Raw genomic sequence first — 21,622 nt, 5'->3', positions numbered from 1 at the left:
AAGAGATACAATGCTGCAAAAATAAAATGATTGACGCGGCAAAAGCAGGCATGCGCCAAATAAAACAATCTTATTTGCAATTACCTTTGCGGTTCCGATCATTAAACAGTTTACATATTATGAAAAGTGAAATAGCCACCATCCGTCTTAATTATTCCCAAAAAGTTTTATTGGAAGATGATGCAGAAGATGATCCCGTTAAACAGTTTAACAAGTGGTGGCAGGAAGCTGTGCTGTCTGAAATTGATGAAGTAAATGCTATGGCGCTTGCCACCGCTTCACCGGATGGTATTCCATCGGCACGTATCGTTTTGTTAAAGGGCTTTTCCGAAAAAGGATTTATGTTCTTCACCAACTACGAAAGCTTTAAGGCGCAGCAATTAGACAATAATCCCAAGGCCTGCCTGGTTTTTTTCTGGAAAGAGCTGGAACGGCAGGTGCGTATCACCGGACTGGTTCAAAAAGCAACACCTGAAGAAAGTGATACTTATTTTCAATCGCGACCCGAAGAAAGCCGTATTGGCGCAGTTACATCGCCGCAAAGCCGGGTAATAGAAAGCAGGGAATGGATAGATGAACGGTATGAAAAAAATAAAAAACGATTATCCGGCAAAACGATTAAAAGACCCGATTACTGGGGAGGGTATATTGTTCGTCCGGTAATTATGGAGTTCTGGCAGGGCAGACCGGGCCGTTTACATGATCGCATACAATATACTTTGCAAAATAATAATGAATGGAAAATAGAACGGCTTGCGCCGTAGGAGGTGTCAGGTATGAGGTATCCAGGTTACAGGTATAAGCAATCAACGGATTGTGTCTGTGCTTCCCTGTAACCTGTAACCTGAAACCTGAAACCTGTAACCTGTAACAAGCTACAAACCATAAGCTATAAGCTCTCAGCCTGCCGTGCTATTCTGGCTTTTTTGGGGCGGTCTTGGCTTTAGCAGGTTTAGCGGGGCGGCTTTTGCCAAATGATCCCTGCGATATTTTCCCCTTTTTTGTTTTTTTATCACCTCTTCCCATATTACTGATGTTTATTGTTTTGAAAAAATAGTTTTATACCTCCCGGCAAAAATAAAAAAAGCAAGATACAACCGGTGCATCCTGCTTAAAATGTTCTTACTGCTGGAATTACAATTTTGCAGACAATTCTTTACCGGCTTTAAAGCGGGCAACTTTTTTAGCTTTGATCTTAATAACAGCGCCAGTTTGTGGGTTGCGGCCATTGCGTGCAGCACGTTTGGAAACAGAGAACGTTCCGAAGCCAACAAGCGTTACTTTACCACCGCCTTTAAGGGTTTTGGTAACCGCTTCAATAAAAGAATCCAAAGAATCGTTAGCCTGAGTTTTTGTGATGCCTGCATCATCTGCAATCTTTGCGATTAATTCAGCTTTGTTCATGATAGAGCGTTTTTAGAATTTTATTTAGGAAAAACAAATATAGATGCTTTTTGCATCCAACAAAATTTTTTTACGCTTTTTAACCTTATGCAATTTCCTTTCGGAACCCGCACCGGATAAGGATTACATGCTGAAACAGCCTGTCTGAATAGCCGGCACTAAACAGCAAAACAAGCCAAAATCCTTGCTGGCACTACGTTTCACGACCTGATAATTGAAATGCTTGCCGGTTAAGGGTTTTAAGGGAATTTACAATAAATTTCAATTCACCAAATTGTTTTTAATTCTTTTCCACAATTAGTCCACAAGCTGCATAACTGTTCTGAAAGCAATGCATTGATTTCCCCACTTATCCACAGCTTTTTTACGCGCGGAAGCAGAACAGGTATCTACATATTGCTGGTACCGCTGCCAGGAAGAAGTAAAATACTGAACCGTAAAAGTGAGCCCTTCCGATTCATCCTGCTCCATCAAACGGTAAACTTTGTATTCATCAAACAAGCCTGTAGCCATAATTTCAGGAATATGTTCATTGGTTTGCCAGTGCAGCCATTGTTCTTTAATTTGAGGGAGGATTTTTGTGGTAATGTTATATACAATCATATTATAAACAGCTAAGCCATTAAAGATTCTTTTACTTCTCTCCTTTCATCTCTGACCAGCCATACGCACATTACAATTAACCCGGCAGCAGGTGCGTATCATGGCAATACTTTATGATTCTATTTCAAGGTATACCGGGCAGTGATCGCTATGTTTTACATCGGGGTATATTTCGGCGGCAATTAATTGATCTTTCAGCCCTTTTGTTACATTAATATAATCAATACGCCAGCCCTTATTGTTTAAACGAACGCCGGGAAAACGCTGGCTCCACCAACTGTACCGATGGGGATCAGCGCAAAAATGACGAAAGCTATCTATCCATTGCGCCTCAAAAAACTTATCCATCCATACTCTTTCCTCAGGCAAAAAACCAGATGATTTTTTATTGCCTTTCGGATCATGAATATCTATCTCTTTATGGGCAATATTATAATCGCCACACAAAATCAGTTTGGGATATTGTAAACGCAGTTTGTTGAGATAAGTAAAAAATTCATCCAGCCATTCGTATTTGAATTTCTGTCTTTCTTCGCCGCTGGTGCCCGAAGGAAAATAAGCGTTGATTAATCGTATATCGCCGAAATCCAGTTGCAAAACCCTTCCTTCATCATCGCTTACTTTGTGTTGCGTGCCATATTCAATATGGTCGGGTTTAATGCGGGTAAACACCGCCACACCACTATATCCTTTTTTTTGCGCACTGAACCAGTAGTCGTAATAACCCAGCTCATTGAACCTTGTATGATCTACATTTTCTTTTTGCGCTTTGGTTTCCTGAACACAAATAATATCGGCAGGATCGGTTTTCAGCCACTCTAAAAACCCCTTTTTAATTGCCGCCCTGATGCCATTAACATTATAAGAGATAATACGCATGGTATGTAATTGTAGCTGCAAAATACTGCAACTACAAATAAAGTCAATACTCAATTGCTGGTGAAAATTATAAAGCGGCGTGCTTCCCTACTGGTAAATTAACTCCTATGCTCAATATCATTTCATAGGTGCCAAAAGCGTGTTTGGCGGTTCCTTTGTAAATTTTAAGATGGGAGTAGCGGGCATAATCCAGCTTATTGGCATACTCAATAAAAGCATATTTAAAAAAGGTTGCTTTTACTGTCGCTTCAACACCCATGTTCCACCCGCCCAACTGAAAATGCGGTGTGTTGGCGCCACCGAAGAAACTGTTTTCTACGTGTGGTATAACGGGGCCTACACCCGCTTTACCCAGAAAATCCAATTTCAGATTCCCATCTTTTGCAGAAAGCAATTCGCATCTTTTTACCAGGTTAAACAAAAGGAAATTAGCGCCATTATTCAGGTAATAATAAAAACCATTATCCTTTGAAAATCGCACGGTGGTATCTGCATGTTTTCCATGCAGGGTTCCCGTAATGGAAGCATCCTGCCCGTCTTCAAAAATAAATTTGGTATGATCAAAGTTGATCTCAACACCCCACCCTTTTTGAGGATTAAAAAAATAACCCAGCCTGTAGTTGTATTGCGGTATGGAAATAGCTTTACGAAACAAGCCGTTATCCCAGCCTTTCTTATCATGTCCTTTAATACGGTTAAAGGTATAATCGTTAGCCAATTCGGGTTGACTAATATGCACATTACTGCGTGTATACCATTCCGTATTGTACCCCCACGAGAGATACCATTCGCTTTTAGGATAAACTTTTTTGTTTTGTGCTACACTGTTTGAAACCGAAAAGATTAAACCAAGGGTTACCAGGTAAACACCAATACGCTTAATATTCATATCGCCTGTCTTAAAAATAACCAACACCGGTGAATTTTTGAATTGCGGTGCGAAATTAGGATAATGAAATTACAAATTTACAGTAATGACTAAACGAAAAAATATAAGCTTTTATTTTCTTACTGATTTGCAGGCAGGGAAGTTGTAGCAGGCATTTTCTTTAGAAAATCTGCGAGCTTTTCAATGTGATCTGTATTGATATAATCCACCTGAAGATCCATAAAAGTATGCCATGTATGAATGTTATCCGGGCATCCCCAAAAACGGATCTTTTTATGCAGGGTATGGGCTTTTTGAATAACCGTTGTTAATGCATGCTTCTCTTTTTCAGGAATATTACCTTTCCCGTCCCATCCGGAATACTTTCTGAAATTATCGCTGAACATGCCAATGCGGCTTATTTGCTCTATATGTGCCGGGTTATTGATGTTACCGTCAAAATAAATATAAGGAGGATACTGACCGAAGGTTGAGGGCGGAGGCTGATTACCGGTAATGACAAATTGTACAGCAGTGGTTTTTGTCAGCATGGGATATTTTTCAATAATCGCAATTACTTTATTAAGTGCAGAAAGCGTCTCCGTTTTAAGATCAATGAGTAAAATAACTTTACGCGTGGTATCTTTTTGCTTTAAAAGGGCATCCTGCAGTGGCTGTATATAATCCCGCTCAAAAAAAAGAGGCCTTGCAGTAATATCCTTAGTACTATGACCTACAAACAAGCTGTCATTCTGCAAAATCACATCTGCTTCAATGGAGCCAAAGCCAAGGTTATAAGCCTGTATAAAAGGAATATTGTGCTCATAATCGTTGTGGGCGTGGGCATTGGATACATTGTATTTTATGGTTTGGCCATATCCTGTATAAAAAGCAACCATAACCACTATAAAAGAGATACACTTTTTTAAGAACAATTGTTTCATCGTTGTTGTTTAATAAAAGCTGTTTAGGCGTATAAAAGATTAAAAGTAAAGAAGATTATATAGGGAGACCGTCAAAACATCACCATTCATCATTAAAATATACCATTCATCTTTTCTTAAAAAAAATATCATCCACCTAAAATTCCACGCAAAAGCTTTACTGCATTGGATTTGGAAGGATTATGAGGGATTGTTTACTACCAACTACTGAAACAAAAATGGTACTATGTATTGCATAGTATTAAATAAGTATTTATCTTTGTTTTCAGATGAGCGGAAATGTCCGGCGAAAGATGAAAGATTATAAAAGACCGGGAAGTATTGTTAAGATGATCAATAAAATGCGGACATAAGATTGGTATAACAAATTTGTTTAACATCTTGCTTTGCCCCGGCCGGAAAAAGCAGGAAAAATCCCTGAGATTATGAATATCGAGAACACGCAGAGCCAGATGAGAAAAGGGGTACTGGAATTTTGTATCCTGTCTATAATTAAGCGTGGAGAGGTATATCCGAGTGATATTATAGAGGAAATGAAAAGGGCCAACCTTAATATTCTGGAAGGAACACTTTACCCTTTATTAACGCGATTGAAAAATGCAGATTTACTCACTTACCGCTGGGTAGAAAGTACAGGTGGCCCACCACGGAAATATTTTTCTTTAACCGACAAGGGGGCTTCTTTTTATGCTGAGTTGCAGGCTACATGGAATGAACTGGCAAATGCTGTTCACGCGCTAACACAAAACGGACAGGCTATCTCTATAGACCCCAACAACTTCAACCAATAAAATTGAACTGATCATGAAAAAGGTAATAAATATAAATTTCCAGGGAAGGGTGATACCCATTGAAGAAACGGCATATGAAACGTTGAAGCAGTATGTAGAAAGCCTGCGCCGCTATTTCGCCAATGAAGAAGGTAAGGATGAGATCATCAATGATATTGAGAACCGTATTGCGGAGTTGTTTGATGAGAAATTAAAGAAGGGCTCGGTTTGTATTACCGATGAAGATGTGAGCGTGGTAATGGCAAGTATGGGCAGGCCTGAAGATTTTGAGCAGGAAGAAGTTTCGTATAGTTCGGCGTCAACAGGAAACGGAGGTGCGGGCAATAATACCCAATCATCCATACCTGAGCCTGCGCCTGCGCCACACCGGCTTTACCGTGCGGAGAATGACAGGGTACTGGGCGGGGTATGCGCCGGGGTAGCCAATTACCTGAGAATTGATCCGGCGGTGGTACGTATCATTTTTGCGCTCATTGCTTTTGGCGGATTTGGTTTCGGCTTTTTATTGTATATCATTTTATGGATCATACTTCCTTCAAAGCCATTGCAGACCAATGTGCGTAAACGGCTTTACCGCGACCCCGACAACAAAATGATTGGTGGCGTAGCCGGTGGATTAAGCGCTTACTTTAATATTGATACCTGGATTCCCAGGCTGATATTTCTGCTTCCATTTTTGTTGAGCCTTCTTCCTAACCTGTTCAGTGGCTTCTGGTGGCATTGGAAAGGTCCCTGGGTGGCATTCAGCGGATTGGGCGGCACCTTCTTCATTACTTATATTATCCTGTGGATCGTTTTGCCCCGTGCAGTATCGGCAACGGAAAAATTAGAAATGCGTGGTGAAAAAATTGACCTGGAAAGTATAAAGAACACGGTACAGGAAGAACTGCAGAATGTGAAAGGCCGGGGCGAAAAGATAGGCGCTGAATTTAAGGAAAAAGCGAAAGATGTTGGACAAGAGATGAGCAGTACCATTCAGCAGAGAACACAGGCATTTGCATCGGAAGTTGGACCTTTTGCCAAAAAAGCAGGTACCGGAATCGGAAATGCCATAGGCGTATTGTTCAAAGCATTCTTTTTATTCATCGCCGGCATGATCGCTTTTGTGCTGCTTATTGTTTTAATAGCGCTTTTGTATAGTGGTGTTGGCATATTCCCATTGAAAAACTTTTTATTGGAAGGATTCTGGCAGAACTTTTTTGCCTGGAGCGTGGTAACCATGTTTATAGGCGTACCGATCATTGCTTTTGTAGTGTGGGTCATCAGGCGCATTATGCGGGTAAAATCAAAAAATCCTTACTTAGGTTATGCATTTGGAAGTCTTTGGATAGTTGGACTGGTAAGCTTGTTTATATTGATAGGTATGATTGCCCGCAATTTCAGAACCCGCACCAGCATCAACGAAGATGTAGCCATCACTCAGCCATCAAGTGGAAACATGATCGTAAAAGTGTCTGAAGGAAAAGTGAAGTATTACAGCAGTGATTGGTTTGACGGGGAGTTTCCTTTTCTTTCGATGAATGAAGACAGTATGTTGCTGAATACGGTAAGGATAAAACTGGTAAGAAGTCCGGACAGCAGCTATCACATCCAAAAGGTAAAATTCGCCAGGGGAAATACACCGGCAATAGCAGAAGATAATGCGGCTAATATAAACTTTGCGGTAGCCCAAAACGACAGTATAATTTCTCTGGGTAAAGGCTTCCCGGTATCTAAACAAAATAAATTCCGTAATCAGCAGGTATTGCTGGTAATAGAAATTCCGGTAGGCAAAAAAATAATGATTGACAAAAGTGTGGATTGGTACGATTGGTTTGATATTAATGTGGATCGCAGAAGGGGATGGAATATTGACTGGGATGAAAGATGGGATAATTCTTATTCGTGGAGAAATAATGTGTCGTATACAATGACCCCGGAAGGACTTGAAAGAACAGAAAAAAATGATGAAGATAAAGGGAATTTAAAAAGCGGAAAGTTCAGACTTAAAGCGGATGACAGTGGTATAGAAATAGAGGCAGAAGGCGAAATGGATAATGGCAAAGGCGTTTACCGTTACAAAAAACAAGGCGATTCCATCCTCATTGAGGAAGGAAAAAAGCCGGTTCCGCCGAAAACGCCGGCAGAGCCACCGGCACCGGTTCCGCAAAGAAAAGCTTCCGTTTCTGCAGACGACAGGCAGGAAGAAAAAGTGGTTAAAGCACGGCCAAGAGAAGATTTGCATACTCCCTTTCTTTTCCTTTCCGCCCTTTAACAAAATGCTATAGGAAAAATCGTTTCAATAGACAGGTTGAAGTTGAAACAAACACTGCCCTGCAGGTAACATTGCGGGGCAGTTTGTTGTTAGTCAGTGGTAGGTGGTAAGTGGACAGTAGTAAGTGGTGGTGAAAGGTGAAAAGAGAGAAGGGAGAGGGAGATCAATGTGCTCCGCTATCTCTGCTATCCGAAGTTTTTAACTTCGGATTTTTATGTTCTTCCCCGTTTAAAACGGGGAAGAACATAGTTCTGCAAAGTCAGGGACTTTGCAGAACAGGGTGGTAAGTATTTGCTGGTTCATGAAATGGAGAGACAGTATAGTGGTGAGTGACAATCATACCTGATACCTCCTACCCAATACCTCATCCCACCCTGCAACTTGTAGCAAACCACAAATCATAAACTTCCAAACTAAAAACTATCTGTAACAGGTGTATTCCTTTCAGGTGTATCGCGCCAGATGCGCATATACCAGTAAATGGGAAATCCCATCATATTTGCGAATATGAAAACAAGGATCCAGACCAGTCTCTCATTGCTATCTATGGTTTTATTATTAACAACGTGTACAATATAGTAAATGAGCAATCCAAAAGAAAAGATCACCATCAGTGCAATCCAAATAATCATCCAGATCATGTTGCCCAAAAAATAATCAGGCATTTCTCCGGGATATTCATTGCCCGAACCGGCAGTTCCTATCATATGTACAAAGAGTCCCATGAGCCATACAAAATAGCCAAGCAGAAAAACGAAAGGCAAAAAGCTCACTATTCCCAGTATTATTTTTCCTGATTTTGACATGACTAAGAATTTATAAGAAAGTTACGAAAAGAAAATAGCAGTGACGCATCACCAATGATGCTATATTTTTTGTACATTTTGCTAAAATTACCACCATGAACTTCATTATTCGTTTGTTAGTAACCGCGGCGGTAGCCTATGGACTGGCCTATTTTCTAAAGGGGATTCATATAGATTCTTATTGGACTGCATTGGTTTTTGCACTGGTGCTGGCTATCGTTAACCTCATTGTTCGTCCGCTGCTGGTTATTCTTACTATTCCGCTCACCATTATAACACTGGGACTTTTTTTATTCGTCATCAACGCCCTGATGGTGCTGCTGGCCTCCAAAGTGGTAGATGGCATTACTGTTGACGGGTTTTGGTGGGCGCTGTTGTTTGGTTTGCTGCTTTCCATTGTTTCATCCCTGTTTTTAAGCAGTAAAAGCGAGTAAAGCAGTAAAATACCTGCGCTGGTAATATCATAATGGCCATGCAAATTACGTTTACCCTCAAACGTAAAGTCATCAAAAAGCAAAATAACCATTTTAATAAACCGGCATATTTTCAAAAACCAATAGGTTTGTATATGCATTTTGCTCAAAAGAACTTTACCCCATCCCAGCTAGAACAATTTTATAAGTCATTGTTATTGCCCCGGATGACCGAAGAAAAAATGCTGGTGTTGTTGCGACAGGGAAAAATCAGCAAATGGTTTAGCGGCATAGGACAGGAAGCCATTGCCGTAGGCGCTACAATGGCGCTGGAAAATGATGAATGGATCATGCCGCTGCACCGCAACCTGGGCGTCTTTACTACCCGCAATATGCCGCTTAACAAACTTTTTATGCAATGGCAGGGCGCCAAAAGCGGGTATAGCAAGGGAAGGGAAAGAAGTTTTCATTTTGGAAGCAGGGAACACCATATCTGCGGGATGATCTCTCATCTTGGGCCACAGATGGCCGTAGCTGACGGCGTGGCACTGGCATATAAACTAAGAAAAGAAAACAAAGTGTCCCTTGCCTTTTGCGGAGAAGGCGCTACGAGTGAAGGCGATTTTCATGAAGCCCTGAATATTGCAGCCGTATGGGACCTCCCTGTTATTTTTTTGGTGGAGAACAACGGGTATGGATTAAGTACGCCGGTGCAGGAACAATTCAGATGCGAAAACATTGTTGATAAAGCGAAAGGCTATGGCATGGAAGGGGTTCAGATTGACGGTAACAATATACTTACCGTGTACGATACGATAAAAGGAGTAAGGGAATATTGCATTGAGCGTCAGAAACCTTACTTAGTGGAATGCATGACCTTTCGTATGCGTGGCCATGAAGAAGCAAGCGGTACAAAATATGTACCTGAAGCATTATTAGCTGTTTGGGATAAAAAAGATCCGGTTAAAACATTTGAACAATGGCTGATACAGGAAAATATTTTGACTACGGCTGATATTGAAAGTATAAAAACAGAAGTTAAAACTTATATTGATACTGAAGTTGAAAAGGGTTTTACAAATACTGCAATCATTCCTTCAACGGAAGAAGAAGTAAGTGATGTTTATGCAGAGCGAATAGCATTCGGAGGCTTTGCCACAGCCATTATTGATAATGATGCCGCAATTGAACATTCCCGCTTTACCATCCGGGAAAAAAGATTTGTAGATGCCATCTCCGAAGGTATTTATCAAAGTATGATCACCCACGATAACCTGGTTTTGATGGGACAGGATATTGCGGAATACGGAGGCGCTTTTAAAATAACAGAAGGCTTGCTGAATAAATTTGGTAAAGACAGGGTGCGCAATACTCCCTTATGTGAAAGCGCTGTTATAGGCGCCGCATTGGGACTGAGCATTGAAGGATACAAAAGCATTGTAGAAATGCAATTTGCTGATTTTATAACATCGGGGTTCAACCAGGTCATTAATAATCTTGCCAAGATACATTATCGGTGGGGCCAAAACGCCGACGTAGTAATCCGTATGCCCACGGGGGCAGGTGTGGGTGCGGGTCCTTTTCATTCACAAAGCAATGAAGCCTGGTTTGTGCATACACCCGGCTTAAAAGTAGTTTATCCTTCCACCGCAATGGATGCAAAAGGATTATTGATAGCGGCGGTAAATGATCTCAACCCGGTATTATTTTTTGAACATAAAGCATTATACCGCAGTATAAACGGACCCGTGCCCGAAGAAAATTATGAAATACCCATTGGCAAAGCAAGGCGGGTGGAAGAAGGAGAAGACATTTCCATTATTACTTACGGAGCGGGTGTACACTGGGCCCTTGAATATGCTACCCGGCATATGGATATATCATTCGATATTCTTGATCTGCGAACGCTATTGCCTTTGGATTACGATGCCATCAGCGATTCGGTATCCCGTACGGGCAGGGTATTGATATTACATGAAGATACTTTAATTGGTGGTATAGGAGCAGAGATCAGCGCATGGATACAGGAACATTGCTTTGCCCGGTTAGACGCTCCCGTTTTACGCTGCGCTTCTTTAGATACACCTGTACCTTTTAATACAGAACTGGAAAAGCATTTTCTTGCCAAATCGCGCTTGCATGAATATGTTCAAAAATTACTTCATTATTAGCTATTAGCTATCAGCATTCAGCCATCAGCTATCGGTTGTGAGCAACTCACCTCTTGTCTCTCACTATTCACTATTGCCTTCTCACTATTCACCACTCACTATTCACCAATCACCACTTCCCTCTTATCTTTGCAGCCTTATGGGCCATAAAAAATTAATACGGTTTGAAGCCATCAAAACCTTTCCTAATGTGCTGCAATACCCGCAGGGCATGCAGGGAAAATGGGGTGATTTTTTTGAAAACAGCAATGGCATTACTTTAGAATTGGCCTGCGGCAAAGGCGAGTATACAGTAGCATTGGCAAAACAATATCCCGGCCGGAATTTTATTGGCGTTGATCTGAAAGGCAACCGGATATGGGCAGGTGCAAAGAAGTGTTTGGAAGAAGGAATAAAGAACGCTGCCTTTTTACGCACGCAAATTGAAAAGATCGCCGATTATTTTACTCCTGGTGAAGTACAGGAAATATGGATCACTTTTCCCGATCCTCAACTCCGGCTTTCAAGGGCAAAGAAAAGGCTTACGCATCCCCGTTTTTTACGCTTGTACCAGCAGGTACTTGCACCCGGTGGTTTAATCCATCTAAAAACAGATTCGCCCGACCTGTACCGGTTTACTAAATTAGTGGCCGGCATATATGAACTGCCGGTACTGGAAGATTACGATAATGTATATGCGCAGCAGGATATTGCTGATGAACTGAAAATAAAAACCTATTACGAAAGTCTGGATATTGCAGGCAGCAACAGTGTACACTACCTGAAATTCCGTTTACCGGCACAGCTTCCTTTGGAAAAGGATGATCAGTTAAAACAACTGATGCATGAACCTGCAGTTGATTAAAGGAAGGGATTTTATTGTATCTTCTAATTTGTAGCACAGGGAAACTTCCAGCGAATAAAAATAAGGCGTAACATGAAACGCATATCAAAACCTTCAGCTTCAAAGCCAACAATAGCCATCCCGGCAAAAGAAAAAAGAAAAGATTCTTTTTTTGAATCGGTATACGATGTGGTGCGGCTGATACCCAAAGGACGCGCTACTTCATACGGGGCTATTGCGGAATACCTGGGCACAAAATTATCGGCCCGCATGGTAGGCTGGGCCATGAATGCGGCGGGTGCGGCTTATCCGCCTGTGCCTGCGCATCGCGTGGTAAACCGAAACGGAATGCTGAGTGGCAGGCATCATTTTGCCACACCAACCTTAATGGCCGACCTTTTAAAAAGTGAAGGCATAAAAGTTAAGAACGATACAATTGTGAATTTTGAAAAAATATTCTGGGATCCCGTTAAAGAACTGGATTTGTCATAACGCAATTGACACTCAAAAGAGAAAGTTTAAATATTTGTAGTTGATGAAATGATAGTACGCATTAGGGCGCATCCCAAATTTTCGTTCCATTTTCCCTTCGCCACCAAAGGTGGAGAGGGGATTAAAGGGTGAGGTAAAAATATGCTGCGAAAATTTAGGATGCCCCTACGCATTAAGCTCATTTAGCATTGATGTATTTTTTATATAAATTGAGGACAATAGTCTAAAATGTTCATAACTAAAGTATGGGTTACAATGCTGAAGCCGTTCATTTCAAAGGGAGGATTTTTTAAAAGTATATTGCTTTTCTTTTGTCTTGCTCATGCTTATACAATCTGCGCCCAAATATCGGCTGATTATATCCGGTCTAAAGAAGGCAGACCTGTGATAGCCCGTAAATCAATGTTGATCAACTGTCTCAAAAGTTTTAAAAAAGATAGAACTGATAAAGTTGCGGTAGAGATATGTGAATGTTATTTGAATAAGGTTGATAAACGTTTCACCAATAAAGAATATAAAGAAAATACGAAAGGAAGAATGATTGACTTTGAAGCGCTGATTAATAAAGATGCGACTATTAAGGAGCAGATTGATAGTTGCTTTAAAAATTCGGGCAGGTCAATATTAATGTCTATTGAAAGTTTTCAGAAAGAAAATATAGCTGAATGCATCTCGTCGTTACAAAAAAGCACGAATAAAACCCTTGATCCGCAAAAGGTAAAAGAATTTTGTTATTGCCAGTTTGAATTAATAAAAAGAAAGAAGCTGAGTGATGCAGAATATCAGCAGATTCATAATCCAAATTCTTTATTGTATTATGAAATGATGTACAAATGCGGGAATCCTTTTGAAGACAGCACGGTTGCCAACAATCAATGGAATGAGAACGCCCAAAAAGACATTGATGGCCCGCAATCGGATACAATAAATATTTTGAGTTTTAACGGCATGGCTTATGCAAGAATTAAAATGGGAAGTACTGTTTTATTTTGGCTGTTGGATACAGGTGCAAGTGATTTGTTGATAACCAAAGAGATGGAAGAAGAATTTAAAATGGAAAATATTCTTCGACAAGACAATTATCTGGGTGTTGGTGAATATGAAATGGCAAATGGTTCTGTGGATACCTGCCGGAAATACATTGTTGACGATGTGCGCATTGGAAAATACCACCTGAAAAACATTGTTATAGCAGTTAGTGATAAAGCAAAAAAAACAATTCTCGGCAGAAGTTTACTTAATAAGTTTAGCAAATGGATATTGGATAATAGAAGTAATGTATTAATACTTGTCAAATAGGTTGCTAAATTTTACTGAATTGAACAGGAAGAAGAAACAGGGTCTGCCCTGAATTGCATTTCGCTGTGCAAGGCCTCCTCGCCCTGCACAGATATACTATCGCTCCCGGCGATTCCATCAATACCATATTAAGCGGGCAACGCTAATAAATTACTATTCGAACTTCAGTAAAATTCTTTTAGCTTACACTTAAAATAAAAAGATATGTCATTCAATGGAAAAATAGTTTTTATTACCGGAGGCAGCAGGGGCATTGGCAAAGCAATTGCCTTACGGTTGGCTAAAGAAGGGGCGCAGGTAGTTATTGCCGCCAAATCGGTAGAAGAGAATCCAAAGCTTGGCGGAACGATCTTTTCTGTGGCAAAAGAAATCGTAGAAGCTGGCGGTCAGGCCCTGCCTGTTCAATGCGATATCCGGTTTGAAGAACAGATAGACAATGCCGTAAACAAAACCATCGAAGTATTTGGTGGTATAGACGTTCTTATTAACAACGCTTCGGCCATATCGCTTACACCCACGGAAAAAACAGATCCCAAACGTTTCGACCTCATGCATGACATTAATGTAAGAGGTACTTTTTTCGTAAGCAAAGCCTGTATACCGCATTTGCGAAAAGGCAATAATCCCCATATCCTGAATTTATCACCCCCGCTTAACATGCAGCCTAAATGGTTTGGCAATCACCTTGCCTACACACTTAGTAAATACAATATGAGCATGATTGCGATGGGGCTGGCTGAAGAATTAAAAAAGGATAAGATCGGCGTTAACGCACTTTGGCCCCGGACCACCATTGCTACCGCCGCCGTACAAAACTTACTGGGTGGAGATGCACTAGTAAAAATGAGCCGTACTCCTGAAATAATCGCCGATGCGGTTTATTATATCTTATCCCGCCCTGCGGAAACTTGCACGGGCAATTTTTTTATTGATGAGGATGTATTGGCACAGGCAGGCATAACGGATCTTGAAAAATACAGCGTGCTACCCGGGGCTAAATTGTATACCGACTTGTTCCTGTAAGAAGGCATCGGCAGCAGTAGCAATTTTGTTCTCCACATTCTCTCCCGTGTCATGGCAAGCATACGCTGGTTCCATTCAATAGTATCCATCAGGTAGCGGAAAAATGAATCGCTGACCTGACTCATCAGATTATTGTGATTTTCATACAAAATATCCATAAATGTCGTTTGTAAATGACACAATTAGGACAAAAATGTTGGTTTGAGAATACACTTTTAAAAATGACTGTAGTAATAATTTAATGTCAGTAGCGGTGATGTCAGTTATAAACAAGAAGTCAAAACTGTAATTCATCATTTTTTAAGTCAATATCTATATCATCATCTTCCTACTCATTCCATATTTTCAGGCAGGGGCAATATGCTTTAAAAATACAATCCGGTGCATAGCCGCTGCAAAAATCAAAATTCATAGATATGCTGTTTACAATATTCGTTTTCATATTTAGAGAATCTACCACCATCTTATAAGCAAATGCCGCAGGCAAACTTTCAGGCAAATCAATTCTGTGGTTCCATTTAAGAGATAATTTCCTTTTAGATCATCACAACCCTGATTCAACTCTAATACAAACATGAAGTCATCTTATTACTAAGCCTTTTTTCATGGATTCGATTGGTTGAGATGTAAATGGATTTGCTTTTGAGCAATGCCGCTTTGATGAGTGCCGGACGATGCTATTGATACGCTGATGTAAAATTCTATATCTTCAGCGAGGAAACATTGTATAAACAGATTGTATTGTAAATTGTATATTCAGACCTATTGACCCTCCTGGTTTCTTTTGCAGCCTGCAGCCTTTGGCCGGAAGAAAATAACACGCGTATTGACCGGAGTGCATCACTCAGATACATTCGCATTAGATCCTTCGCAGTTATTCTGAATGCTGAATATTGCCACCGCATCATCAAAATTCTTAATTGCTTCCACCGGCACTTTCTATGCACAGGCCACTTGCACCGGTAAATCCTGCTCAATCCTTTGAACAACTTCTCCTGAATAAAATTTGAAAATGTTCAACACTACTGTGTAAATTAGCTATCAATTTACATTCCATTCCTTTAATAACCAACCTGCCTGACTGTGTAAAAACCGGGGTTTCTTTATTATCAAATTATTAAAAAGAATACGCTTGCCCACTCATCCCCAACGAAAAAAGATATTCATCAGCTACCGTGTTCAGGATACCGCGGCAGATACCGGGCGGCTTGTGGACGCTTTGAAGCAGGCTTTTTACGAGGACCAGATATTTATGGATATCGAAAAGCTTGAGCCCGGTGTTGACTTCAGGCAGGCGATTACAAAATCTCTTGAATCCTGTGATGTGCTTTTTGCCATTATCGGTACTGACTGGGCAGGAACCGACAAGAAAGGCAATCCCCGCATTAAGCAACCCGAAGACTGGGTAAGAATTGAACTGGAAACCGCTTTAAAAAGAGATATACGGGTTATTCCCGTTTTAGTGCGTGGAGCATCTCTTCCCGCAACGGAAGATTTACCGGAGTCTTTGTACCCTTTGCTTAACCGGCAAACCTATGAGATAAGCAATAAACGCTGGAGCTATGACACGGAGCAATTGATTAATTTCTTACAAAAGATTGGATTTACCCCTAAAAAACCGGATACAGCCCTTCCTGAACAAAGCTCCGGTGCAGGCAAATGGATTATCTACGGACTTTTTGCTTTAGCGGTATTGGCTATCGCGGCTTTACTGTTTGAATCAACCCGTAACAATAAGCCTGCACAGGAGGATATTACGGTAAATACAATTAAGCCTGATACCGGTAAGGTAACCGGTAATGATGGCAGCAGCACCCCATCCGATTTTGCTGATAAGGATACTGACCCTGTAAGAGAAAAAAACCCTTCTGCTATTCCCGTGAATGTAGGAGGCGCATGGTACGATGCTACCAATCAATATACCATGTACATTGAACAAACAGGCAGCACGCTGCAATTAAAAAGCGTTACAGTTGCAGGGATCACTACCGGTGAGGGAGTTGGAACTGTGGAAGGAGATAAAATGAATTTCAAAGTTCAATTGTATAATGTTGGTGTAATATCCGGCTCCGGCACGGTCAGGAAAAACAGCTATACCTTAAATGGCAAATTTGTAGTTACAGCCAACGGAGCTTCTTATACCGAAGACTTTTACTGGACAAAACAATAGCTACCGGGGCAGGTACAAATATGGATCCGGGCATTCGTGGCGCAAAATGCGTCATTTATAATAAACATACATTGGTGCTGTGTCAAATGTGAGAAGTGAGAGGTTGAAAGAATTCACAATTGCCTGTTCACTCCCTTCCATCTTTCTTCTTTCACGATTACATACAACCATCATTTGCCTGACACAGCACCGGGTAACATTTCGCCTGCAGGATGTATATAATGCAGTATATGCTGCAAAGAAGCCCGATTGTTTTAATAACCATTAACAATGTATTTTATGGACTTTAAAAATCTCAACAATTTAAGGATTGATGTTCCATACGAACTGGAACAAAATGTATTTACATGGCTGTATTACAGCAAAGTGCTTAATTTCAATATGGAGGCGCAGCTCAGGTCGAACTGGTGCTGGGCAGCAACGGCAGACAGCGTATCTCATTTTTATGCCAAACTTTTAAATCCCTGGTCGCAATGCAAAATTGCTTCCCATGAGCAGGGGTTGTCCTGTTGCAATACACCCACGCCATCGGGTTGTAATGTGCCGTGGTATTTAGATAAGGCGCTCGACTGTACACACAATTATGTATCCATGAGCGGCGGAACAATGACATGGGACGCGGTAAAAGCAGAAATAGGTAAAGGGCTGGTAGTGGGAACACGTATAGGATGGAACGGCGGAGGCGGTCATTTTATGGTTATTCATGGGGTGTCGCGGATAGGGTTTACACATTATTTTCATATTGATGATCCTATTTACGGGAAGAGTGTATTAACAGTAGACCAGTTCTCTAATAATTACCAGGGAAGCGGCAGTTGGACACATAGTTATATCACCAAAAAATATTCTTATATGCGGTTTTTGGATCTGACATTGTACGAAAAGTTATTAATCCCCATTCCCATGATCAGGCCATTGCTTAAAATTCAATTGCCCGAGCTGAATATAGAAAAGAAATTAGATCAGCTTGACTTAAGCATGCCGCATCATGTCTTTACCGTATCATTGAAGGAGATTGATAAAGAAATAAACATCTCCAAGGAGCCATCAAGTGTACGTGTTATTGAGCTTGATGCAGCAAAACCCGTAGCGATCTATGATCTGTCTACCAATGAAAGCCGGCCCGAAGTACTGCAGGTAAGTACGGATAAAGCATATTTGAATAATATCGAAAATGGAATAGAGCAACTGAGGCGCGTAGAAAGCAGCGCAGATGATGGCAATGAACTTCGCCTGCTGAGGTTTCCCGCGCTGAACTTAGAAGCATTGTGGCTTACCGGAAACGATGGTAACGATGATAAATATTACTTAGTGCGTCATTTTGAAGACAGGGACGGTGTGCTGGATCAAAAAGAATTCAATGCTTTGGTACAAAGACTTAAAGCCACAATAGAAAAACAGGACGATACAATGGGCGCATGATGATGCGCTTATAATAAAAAAAGCAAAGCGGTCAGCCACGCACCAAACGCAGGCTGACCGTTTTTTATTTTACTCCCTGAGCAGTCAGCTTCTCCTGAGCCGTCAGCTTTCAGCAGTCAGCTATCAGTGGGTAATTACTAACGATGGGATGAACTCCTGCTCATGGCTGAAAGCCGATCGCTGACAGCCTTCATCGGATTTTGGATTTGGGATTCCTTTGGTTCTTGTTTTTTGTAATTTGGTTCTTTGCAACATCAGCTATTAGCTATCAATCGGCCAATATATACTAACGACAAGCCATTCACTATTCACAATTCACAATTCACTTCTCTCACATCCCTGAGCCAAAGCTCACCAGGATAAGTTTATAAAATTTGTAACATTTTCATGTGTACAACGTACAACAGTTCATGTTTGTATGTGCTGTCAATAAAACCGTTGAAGTGGCTTTTTCTACCATTCACCGCTAATCCGTTTATTACAGCTTTTTTCAAAAATATTTTTGCTGATTATGCTGAACCGGATGTGTTTTATGAAATACTTTTTTTACGCCTTATTCTTACTGGTTACTACAAATATTTCTGCTCAAAATATAACGGGTAAAGTATATAGAGAAGATAATAAACCGCTTGCTAAAGCGACCGTTTCCTTGTTGATTGCTAAAGATTCGTCTCAGTTATTATCCACGGCAACTGATGCATCAGGAAACTTTACATTTAGAAATGTTGCCGGCAATCAATACCTGGTAAAAATTACCGCGGTTAGCTATACTACGAATTTTTCTCCGGTATTTAATATAAATGGCGGTGATTATATTGTGCCTGCGCTAACCATGAGCAAAGCCAATACTGTCTTATCAAATATAACAGTTACGGCCAAACGCCCACCGGTTCAGGTAAAAGCCGGTAAAACTGTTGTAAATGTTGATGCTTCACCAACCAATGCAGGGCTAAATGTGCTGGAGATCCTGGAGAAATCTCCCGGGGTATCGGTAGACAGTGATGGCAATATAAGCCTGAAAGGAAAAGGTGGTGTAACTATATTAATTGACGGAAAGCAAACCTATTTAAGCGGACAGAATCTTGCAGCATTTTTGAAAAGCCTCCAGGCAGGTATATTGGATCAGATTGAAATTATGACAAATCCACCGGCAAAGTATGATGCCGCAGGAGGAGCAGGTATTATAAATATTAAAACCAAAAAAGGAACCATAAAGGGATTGAATGGCAATATGAACTTTAACTATGCACAGGGATTTTATCCAAAATATAATGGTGGCGCTAACTTTAATTACCGGAATAAAAAAGTGAATGTTTTTGGCGGTTATAATGGTGACGTATGGGAAGGATTAGGCGTGCTAACCATCAACCGGAATTTCTACAAACAGGAGGTTTTTTCAGGGCGATCAGATCAAAAAACAAACAGGCACAATATAAGCAACTGGCACAATATTAAATTAGGCGCAGATTATTATTTTACGGCGAAGGATGTAGCCGGTATTGTTATCAACGGCAACATAAATCCATGGAAGAACTGGCAACAGAGCACATCTTATTTAAGAGATGTAAACCACCAGGTAAGTTCCGCTTTTATATCCGATGCATCAACTCCAATAAGTCAAACAATATAACAACAAATCTTAATTACAAGCATAGCTTCGATTCTACAGGATGGGAAATTTCAACAGACCTGGATTACGGCTATTATAAAAGCAGTGGAAAGAATTTTTTGTCTACAGAAATTTTTAATGCTGATAACTCCAAAAGGGGTAATACCATTTTGCTTGACGGACTATTTCCTTCCATTACGAAAATATATACGGGCAAGGTTGATTATGTGCATCCGTTCAGTAAAGATCTGAAGCTTGAAACAGGTGTTAAAACCAGCTTTGTTGATATAGATAACGATGTTGTATATAAAAGAGATACCAGTACCGGTTGGTTTTTTGATGAAGAAAGAAGCAATCATTTTATATACAAAGAGAATGTAAATGCAGCATATGCAATACTTAGTGTGAACATACAGAAATGGGACCTGACCGGCGGTCTGCGCATGGAGAACACCAATGCAAAAGGCACCCAGGTAAAAGGAGATTCAGCCTTTACCAGGAATTATACAAGCCTGTTTCCAAACGCAGCGATGGAGTATACTATAAACGATAAAAATCAGCTTGGTTTGAGCTACAGCCGCAGGATCAGGCGCCCGGATTATAATGATCTGAATCCTTTTGTTTTCTTTCTCGATTCTCTTACTTACGGGCAGGGTAATCCATACCTGCAACCTCAATTCTCTAATAATATTGAATTAAGCTACACTTACAACAGGTTTTTAACTACCACTATAAATTACACGCAGACCAATGATATTATTACAGAAATTTTAAAACAGAATACAGATAAGAAAACCATATTTCAAACCAAGGAGAATTTTAGTAAAATGCGTCAGTGGGGCTTAACCGTTACTGCCAGCAAGCAAATATTAAAATGGTGGAACATGAACATTTATGGGAATCTCTTTAGCAATACCTATAAAGGATTGTATAATGATGGTACTGAAAACTTCCTGATACAAATAAATGTTACCGGCTTTATGGGCAATATGACCAACAGTTTTTCTTTTGCCGAAACCTGGACGGCTGAGCTTAGCGGCTGGTTCACAAACAGGATTTCAGAAGGACTGCTGGTAGGAGGGAATATGGGTGCTATGAATATGGCACTGGCAAAACAAATCCTTAAGAAAAACGGAACCATTAAGATCGGTGTGCGGGATATATTCCGTACGCAAAACTTCAGCGGGTATTCACGCTATGCGGATGTTGATATAGATATTCTTAATGACCGGAGAAAAGACAACAGGCAATATGTTATTTCATTTACTTATAAATTCGGGAAAAACAATATAGCTCCTGCACGCAGGCGAACCGGCGGATCGGCTGATGAACAAAGCCGTATAAGGAGCGGGGAATAAACTAATTCGCGCCGGGGTCTCACTCTTCACACAGTTGCCTGACTGTGAAGACCCCGTCGGAAAGAAAAGTCTTTTTCGGCAATATATCATCAACAGCATATCAATTGTTGGCGATACCATCCTCCCATAACTTACGCATGAGCAGCGAAAAATGGAAAAGCGGTCAGCCCGCGCATGAAACGCAGACTGACCGCTTTCTTATTGTAGTTTACTACTCACTATTCACTACCTGAGCAGTCATCTTTCAGCCGTCAGCAATCAGCTAAGGTATACTAACGATAAGCCATTCACTA

Annotated in this window: 20 protein-coding genes; 13 read left to right on the top strand and 7 right to left on the bottom strand. The window is 40.7% G+C overall.

Going from position 1 to position 21,622, the window contains the following annotated elements:
* Window positions 1-119 precede the first annotated feature (119 nt).
* Entirely contained in the window at window positions 120-764 is a 645-nt protein-coding gene (gene pdxH, locus FRX45_RS07985; RefSeq protein ID WP_152267872.1) for a pyridoxamine 5'-phosphate oxidase, read from the top strand.
* Window positions 765-912: 148 nt separating this feature from the next.
* On the opposite strand, the gene FRX45_RS07980 is transcribed toward pdxH, so the two are convergent.
* From FRX45_RS07980 to FRX45_RS07955, 6 genes are all read right to left on the bottom strand, one after another.
* Window positions 913-1,026, bottom strand: a complete 114-nt coding sequence (locus FRX45_RS07980; protein ID WP_152267871.1) for a 30S ribosomal protein THX — start codon at window positions 1,024-1,026, stop codon at window positions 913-915.
* Between the two features lie 108 nt (window positions 1,027-1,134).
* A complete protein-coding gene (locus FRX45_RS07975) occupies window positions 1,135-1,404 on the bottom strand; it encodes an HU family DNA-binding protein (RefSeq protein WP_152267870.1) in 270 nt (89 codons plus the stop codon).
* A gap of 297 nt (window positions 1,405-1,701) precedes the next feature.
* The gene (locus FRX45_RS07970) at window positions 1,702-2,007 is read right to left on the bottom strand and encodes a DUF4286 family protein (RefSeq protein WP_152267869.1); all 306 of its coding nucleotides are present in this window, start codon (window positions 2,005-2,007) and stop codon (window positions 1,702-1,704) included.
* A gap of 111 nt (window positions 2,008-2,118) precedes the next feature.
* Window positions 2,119-2,886: an exodeoxyribonuclease III gene (locus FRX45_RS07965; RefSeq protein ID WP_152267868.1), complete on the bottom strand. Its 768-nt coding sequence runs from the start codon at window positions 2,884-2,886 to the stop codon at window positions 2,119-2,121.
* A 67-nt stretch (window positions 2,887-2,953) separates the two neighbouring features.
* Entirely contained in the window at window positions 2,954-3,775 is an 822-nt protein-coding gene (locus tag FRX45_RS07960; protein WP_152267867.1) for a hypothetical protein, read from the bottom strand.
* 119 nt (window positions 3,776-3,894) lie between these two features.
* The gene (locus FRX45_RS07955; RefSeq protein WP_152267866.1) at window positions 3,895-4,698 is read right to left on the bottom strand and encodes a PI-PLC domain-containing protein; all 804 of its coding nucleotides are present in this window, start codon (window positions 4,696-4,698) and stop codon (window positions 3,895-3,897) included.
* A gap of 425 nt (window positions 4,699-5,123) precedes the next feature.
* On the opposite strand from FRX45_RS07955, the gene FRX45_RS07950 reads away from it, so the two are divergent.
* Both FRX45_RS07950 and FRX45_RS07945 read left to right on the top strand, forming a co-directional pair.
* Window positions 5,124-5,489: a PadR family transcriptional regulator gene (locus FRX45_RS07950; RefSeq protein WP_152267865.1), complete on the top strand. Its 366-nt coding sequence runs from the start codon at window positions 5,124-5,126 to the stop codon at window positions 5,487-5,489.
* A gap of 13 nt (window positions 5,490-5,502) precedes the next feature.
* Complete coding sequence (locus tag FRX45_RS07945; protein WP_152267864.1) at window positions 5,503-7,743, top strand: PspC domain-containing protein; 2,241 nt, start codon at window positions 5,503-5,505, stop codon at window positions 7,741-7,743.
* A gap of 413 nt (window positions 7,744-8,156) precedes the next feature.
* On the opposite strand, the gene FRX45_RS07940 is transcribed toward FRX45_RS07945, so the two are convergent.
* The gene (locus FRX45_RS07940; RefSeq protein WP_152267863.1) at window positions 8,157-8,549 is read right to left on the bottom strand and encodes a PLDc N-terminal domain-containing protein; all 393 of its coding nucleotides are present in this window, start codon (window positions 8,547-8,549) and stop codon (window positions 8,157-8,159) included.
* 95 nt (window positions 8,550-8,644) lie between these two features.
* On the opposite strand from FRX45_RS07940, the gene FRX45_RS07935 reads away from it, so the two are divergent.
* The 10 genes from FRX45_RS07935 to FRX45_RS23475 all read left to right on the top strand — a co-directional run bounded on the left by FRX45_RS07935 (window position 8,645) and on the right by FRX45_RS23475 (window position 21,329).
* Window positions 8,645-8,983 (top strand): phage holin family protein, encoded by a 339-nt coding sequence (locus FRX45_RS07935; protein WP_152267862.1) that lies wholly within the window; start codon window positions 8,645-8,647, stop codon window positions 8,981-8,983.
* Between the two features lie 206 nt (window positions 8,984-9,189).
* Window positions 9,190-11,133, top strand: coding sequence for an alpha-ketoacid dehydrogenase subunit alpha/beta (locus FRX45_RS07930; RefSeq protein WP_394350024.1), 1,944 nt, complete (start codon window positions 9,190-9,192; stop codon window positions 11,131-11,133).
* Window positions 11,134-11,272: 139 nt separating this feature from the next.
* Complete coding sequence (trmB, locus tag FRX45_RS07925; protein WP_152267860.1) at window positions 11,273-11,977, top strand: tRNA (guanosine(46)-N7)-methyltransferase TrmB; 705 nt, start codon at window positions 11,273-11,275, stop codon at window positions 11,975-11,977.
* A gap of 72 nt (window positions 11,978-12,049) precedes the next feature.
* Window positions 12,050-12,448: an MGMT family protein gene (locus FRX45_RS07920; protein ID WP_152267859.1), complete on the top strand. Its 399-nt coding sequence runs from the start codon at window positions 12,050-12,052 to the stop codon at window positions 12,446-12,448.
* Window positions 12,449-12,832: 384 nt separating this feature from the next.
* Window positions 12,833-13,747, top strand: coding sequence for a retroviral-like aspartic protease family protein (locus FRX45_RS07915; protein WP_193311624.1), 915 nt, complete (start codon window positions 12,833-12,835; stop codon window positions 13,745-13,747).
* A gap of 204 nt (window positions 13,748-13,951) precedes the next feature.
* On the top strand, window positions 13,952-14,770 hold the full coding sequence (locus FRX45_RS07910; RefSeq protein ID WP_152267857.1) for an SDR family oxidoreductase: 819 nt from the start codon (window positions 13,952-13,954) through the stop codon (window positions 14,768-14,770).
* A 1,132-nt stretch (window positions 14,771-15,902) separates the two neighbouring features.
* A complete protein-coding gene (locus tag FRX45_RS07905; RefSeq protein ID WP_193311623.1) occupies window positions 15,903-16,940 on the top strand; it encodes a toll/interleukin-1 receptor domain-containing protein in 1,038 nt (345 codons plus the stop codon).
* A 279-nt stretch (window positions 16,941-17,219) separates the two neighbouring features.
* The gene (locus FRX45_RS07900) at window positions 17,220-18,362 is read left to right on the top strand and encodes a papain-like cysteine protease family protein (RefSeq protein WP_193311622.1); all 1,143 of its coding nucleotides are present in this window, start codon (window positions 17,220-17,222) and stop codon (window positions 18,360-18,362) included.
* 532 nt (window positions 18,363-18,894) lie between these two features.
* Complete coding sequence (locus tag FRX45_RS23480; protein ID WP_226805093.1) at window positions 18,895-19,992, top strand: TonB-dependent receptor; 1,098 nt, start codon at window positions 18,895-18,897, stop codon at window positions 19,990-19,992.
* Complete coding sequence (locus FRX45_RS23475; RefSeq protein ID WP_226805091.1) at window positions 19,887-21,329, top strand: outer membrane beta-barrel family protein; 1,443 nt, start codon at window positions 19,887-19,889, stop codon at window positions 21,327-21,329. The genes FRX45_RS23480 and FRX45_RS23475 overlap by 106 nt, the downstream gene beginning before the upstream one ends.
* The last annotated feature ends 293 nt before the right edge of the window (window positions 21,330-21,622 follow it).

The organism is Agriterribacter humi (genome assembly GCF_009192765.1).
In the GTDB taxonomy this organism is placed as follows: domain Bacteria; phylum Bacteroidota; class Bacteroidia; order Chitinophagales; family Chitinophagaceae; genus Agriterribacter; species Agriterribacter humi.
This window is presented reverse-complemented; position numbering and strand designations above follow the sequence as displayed.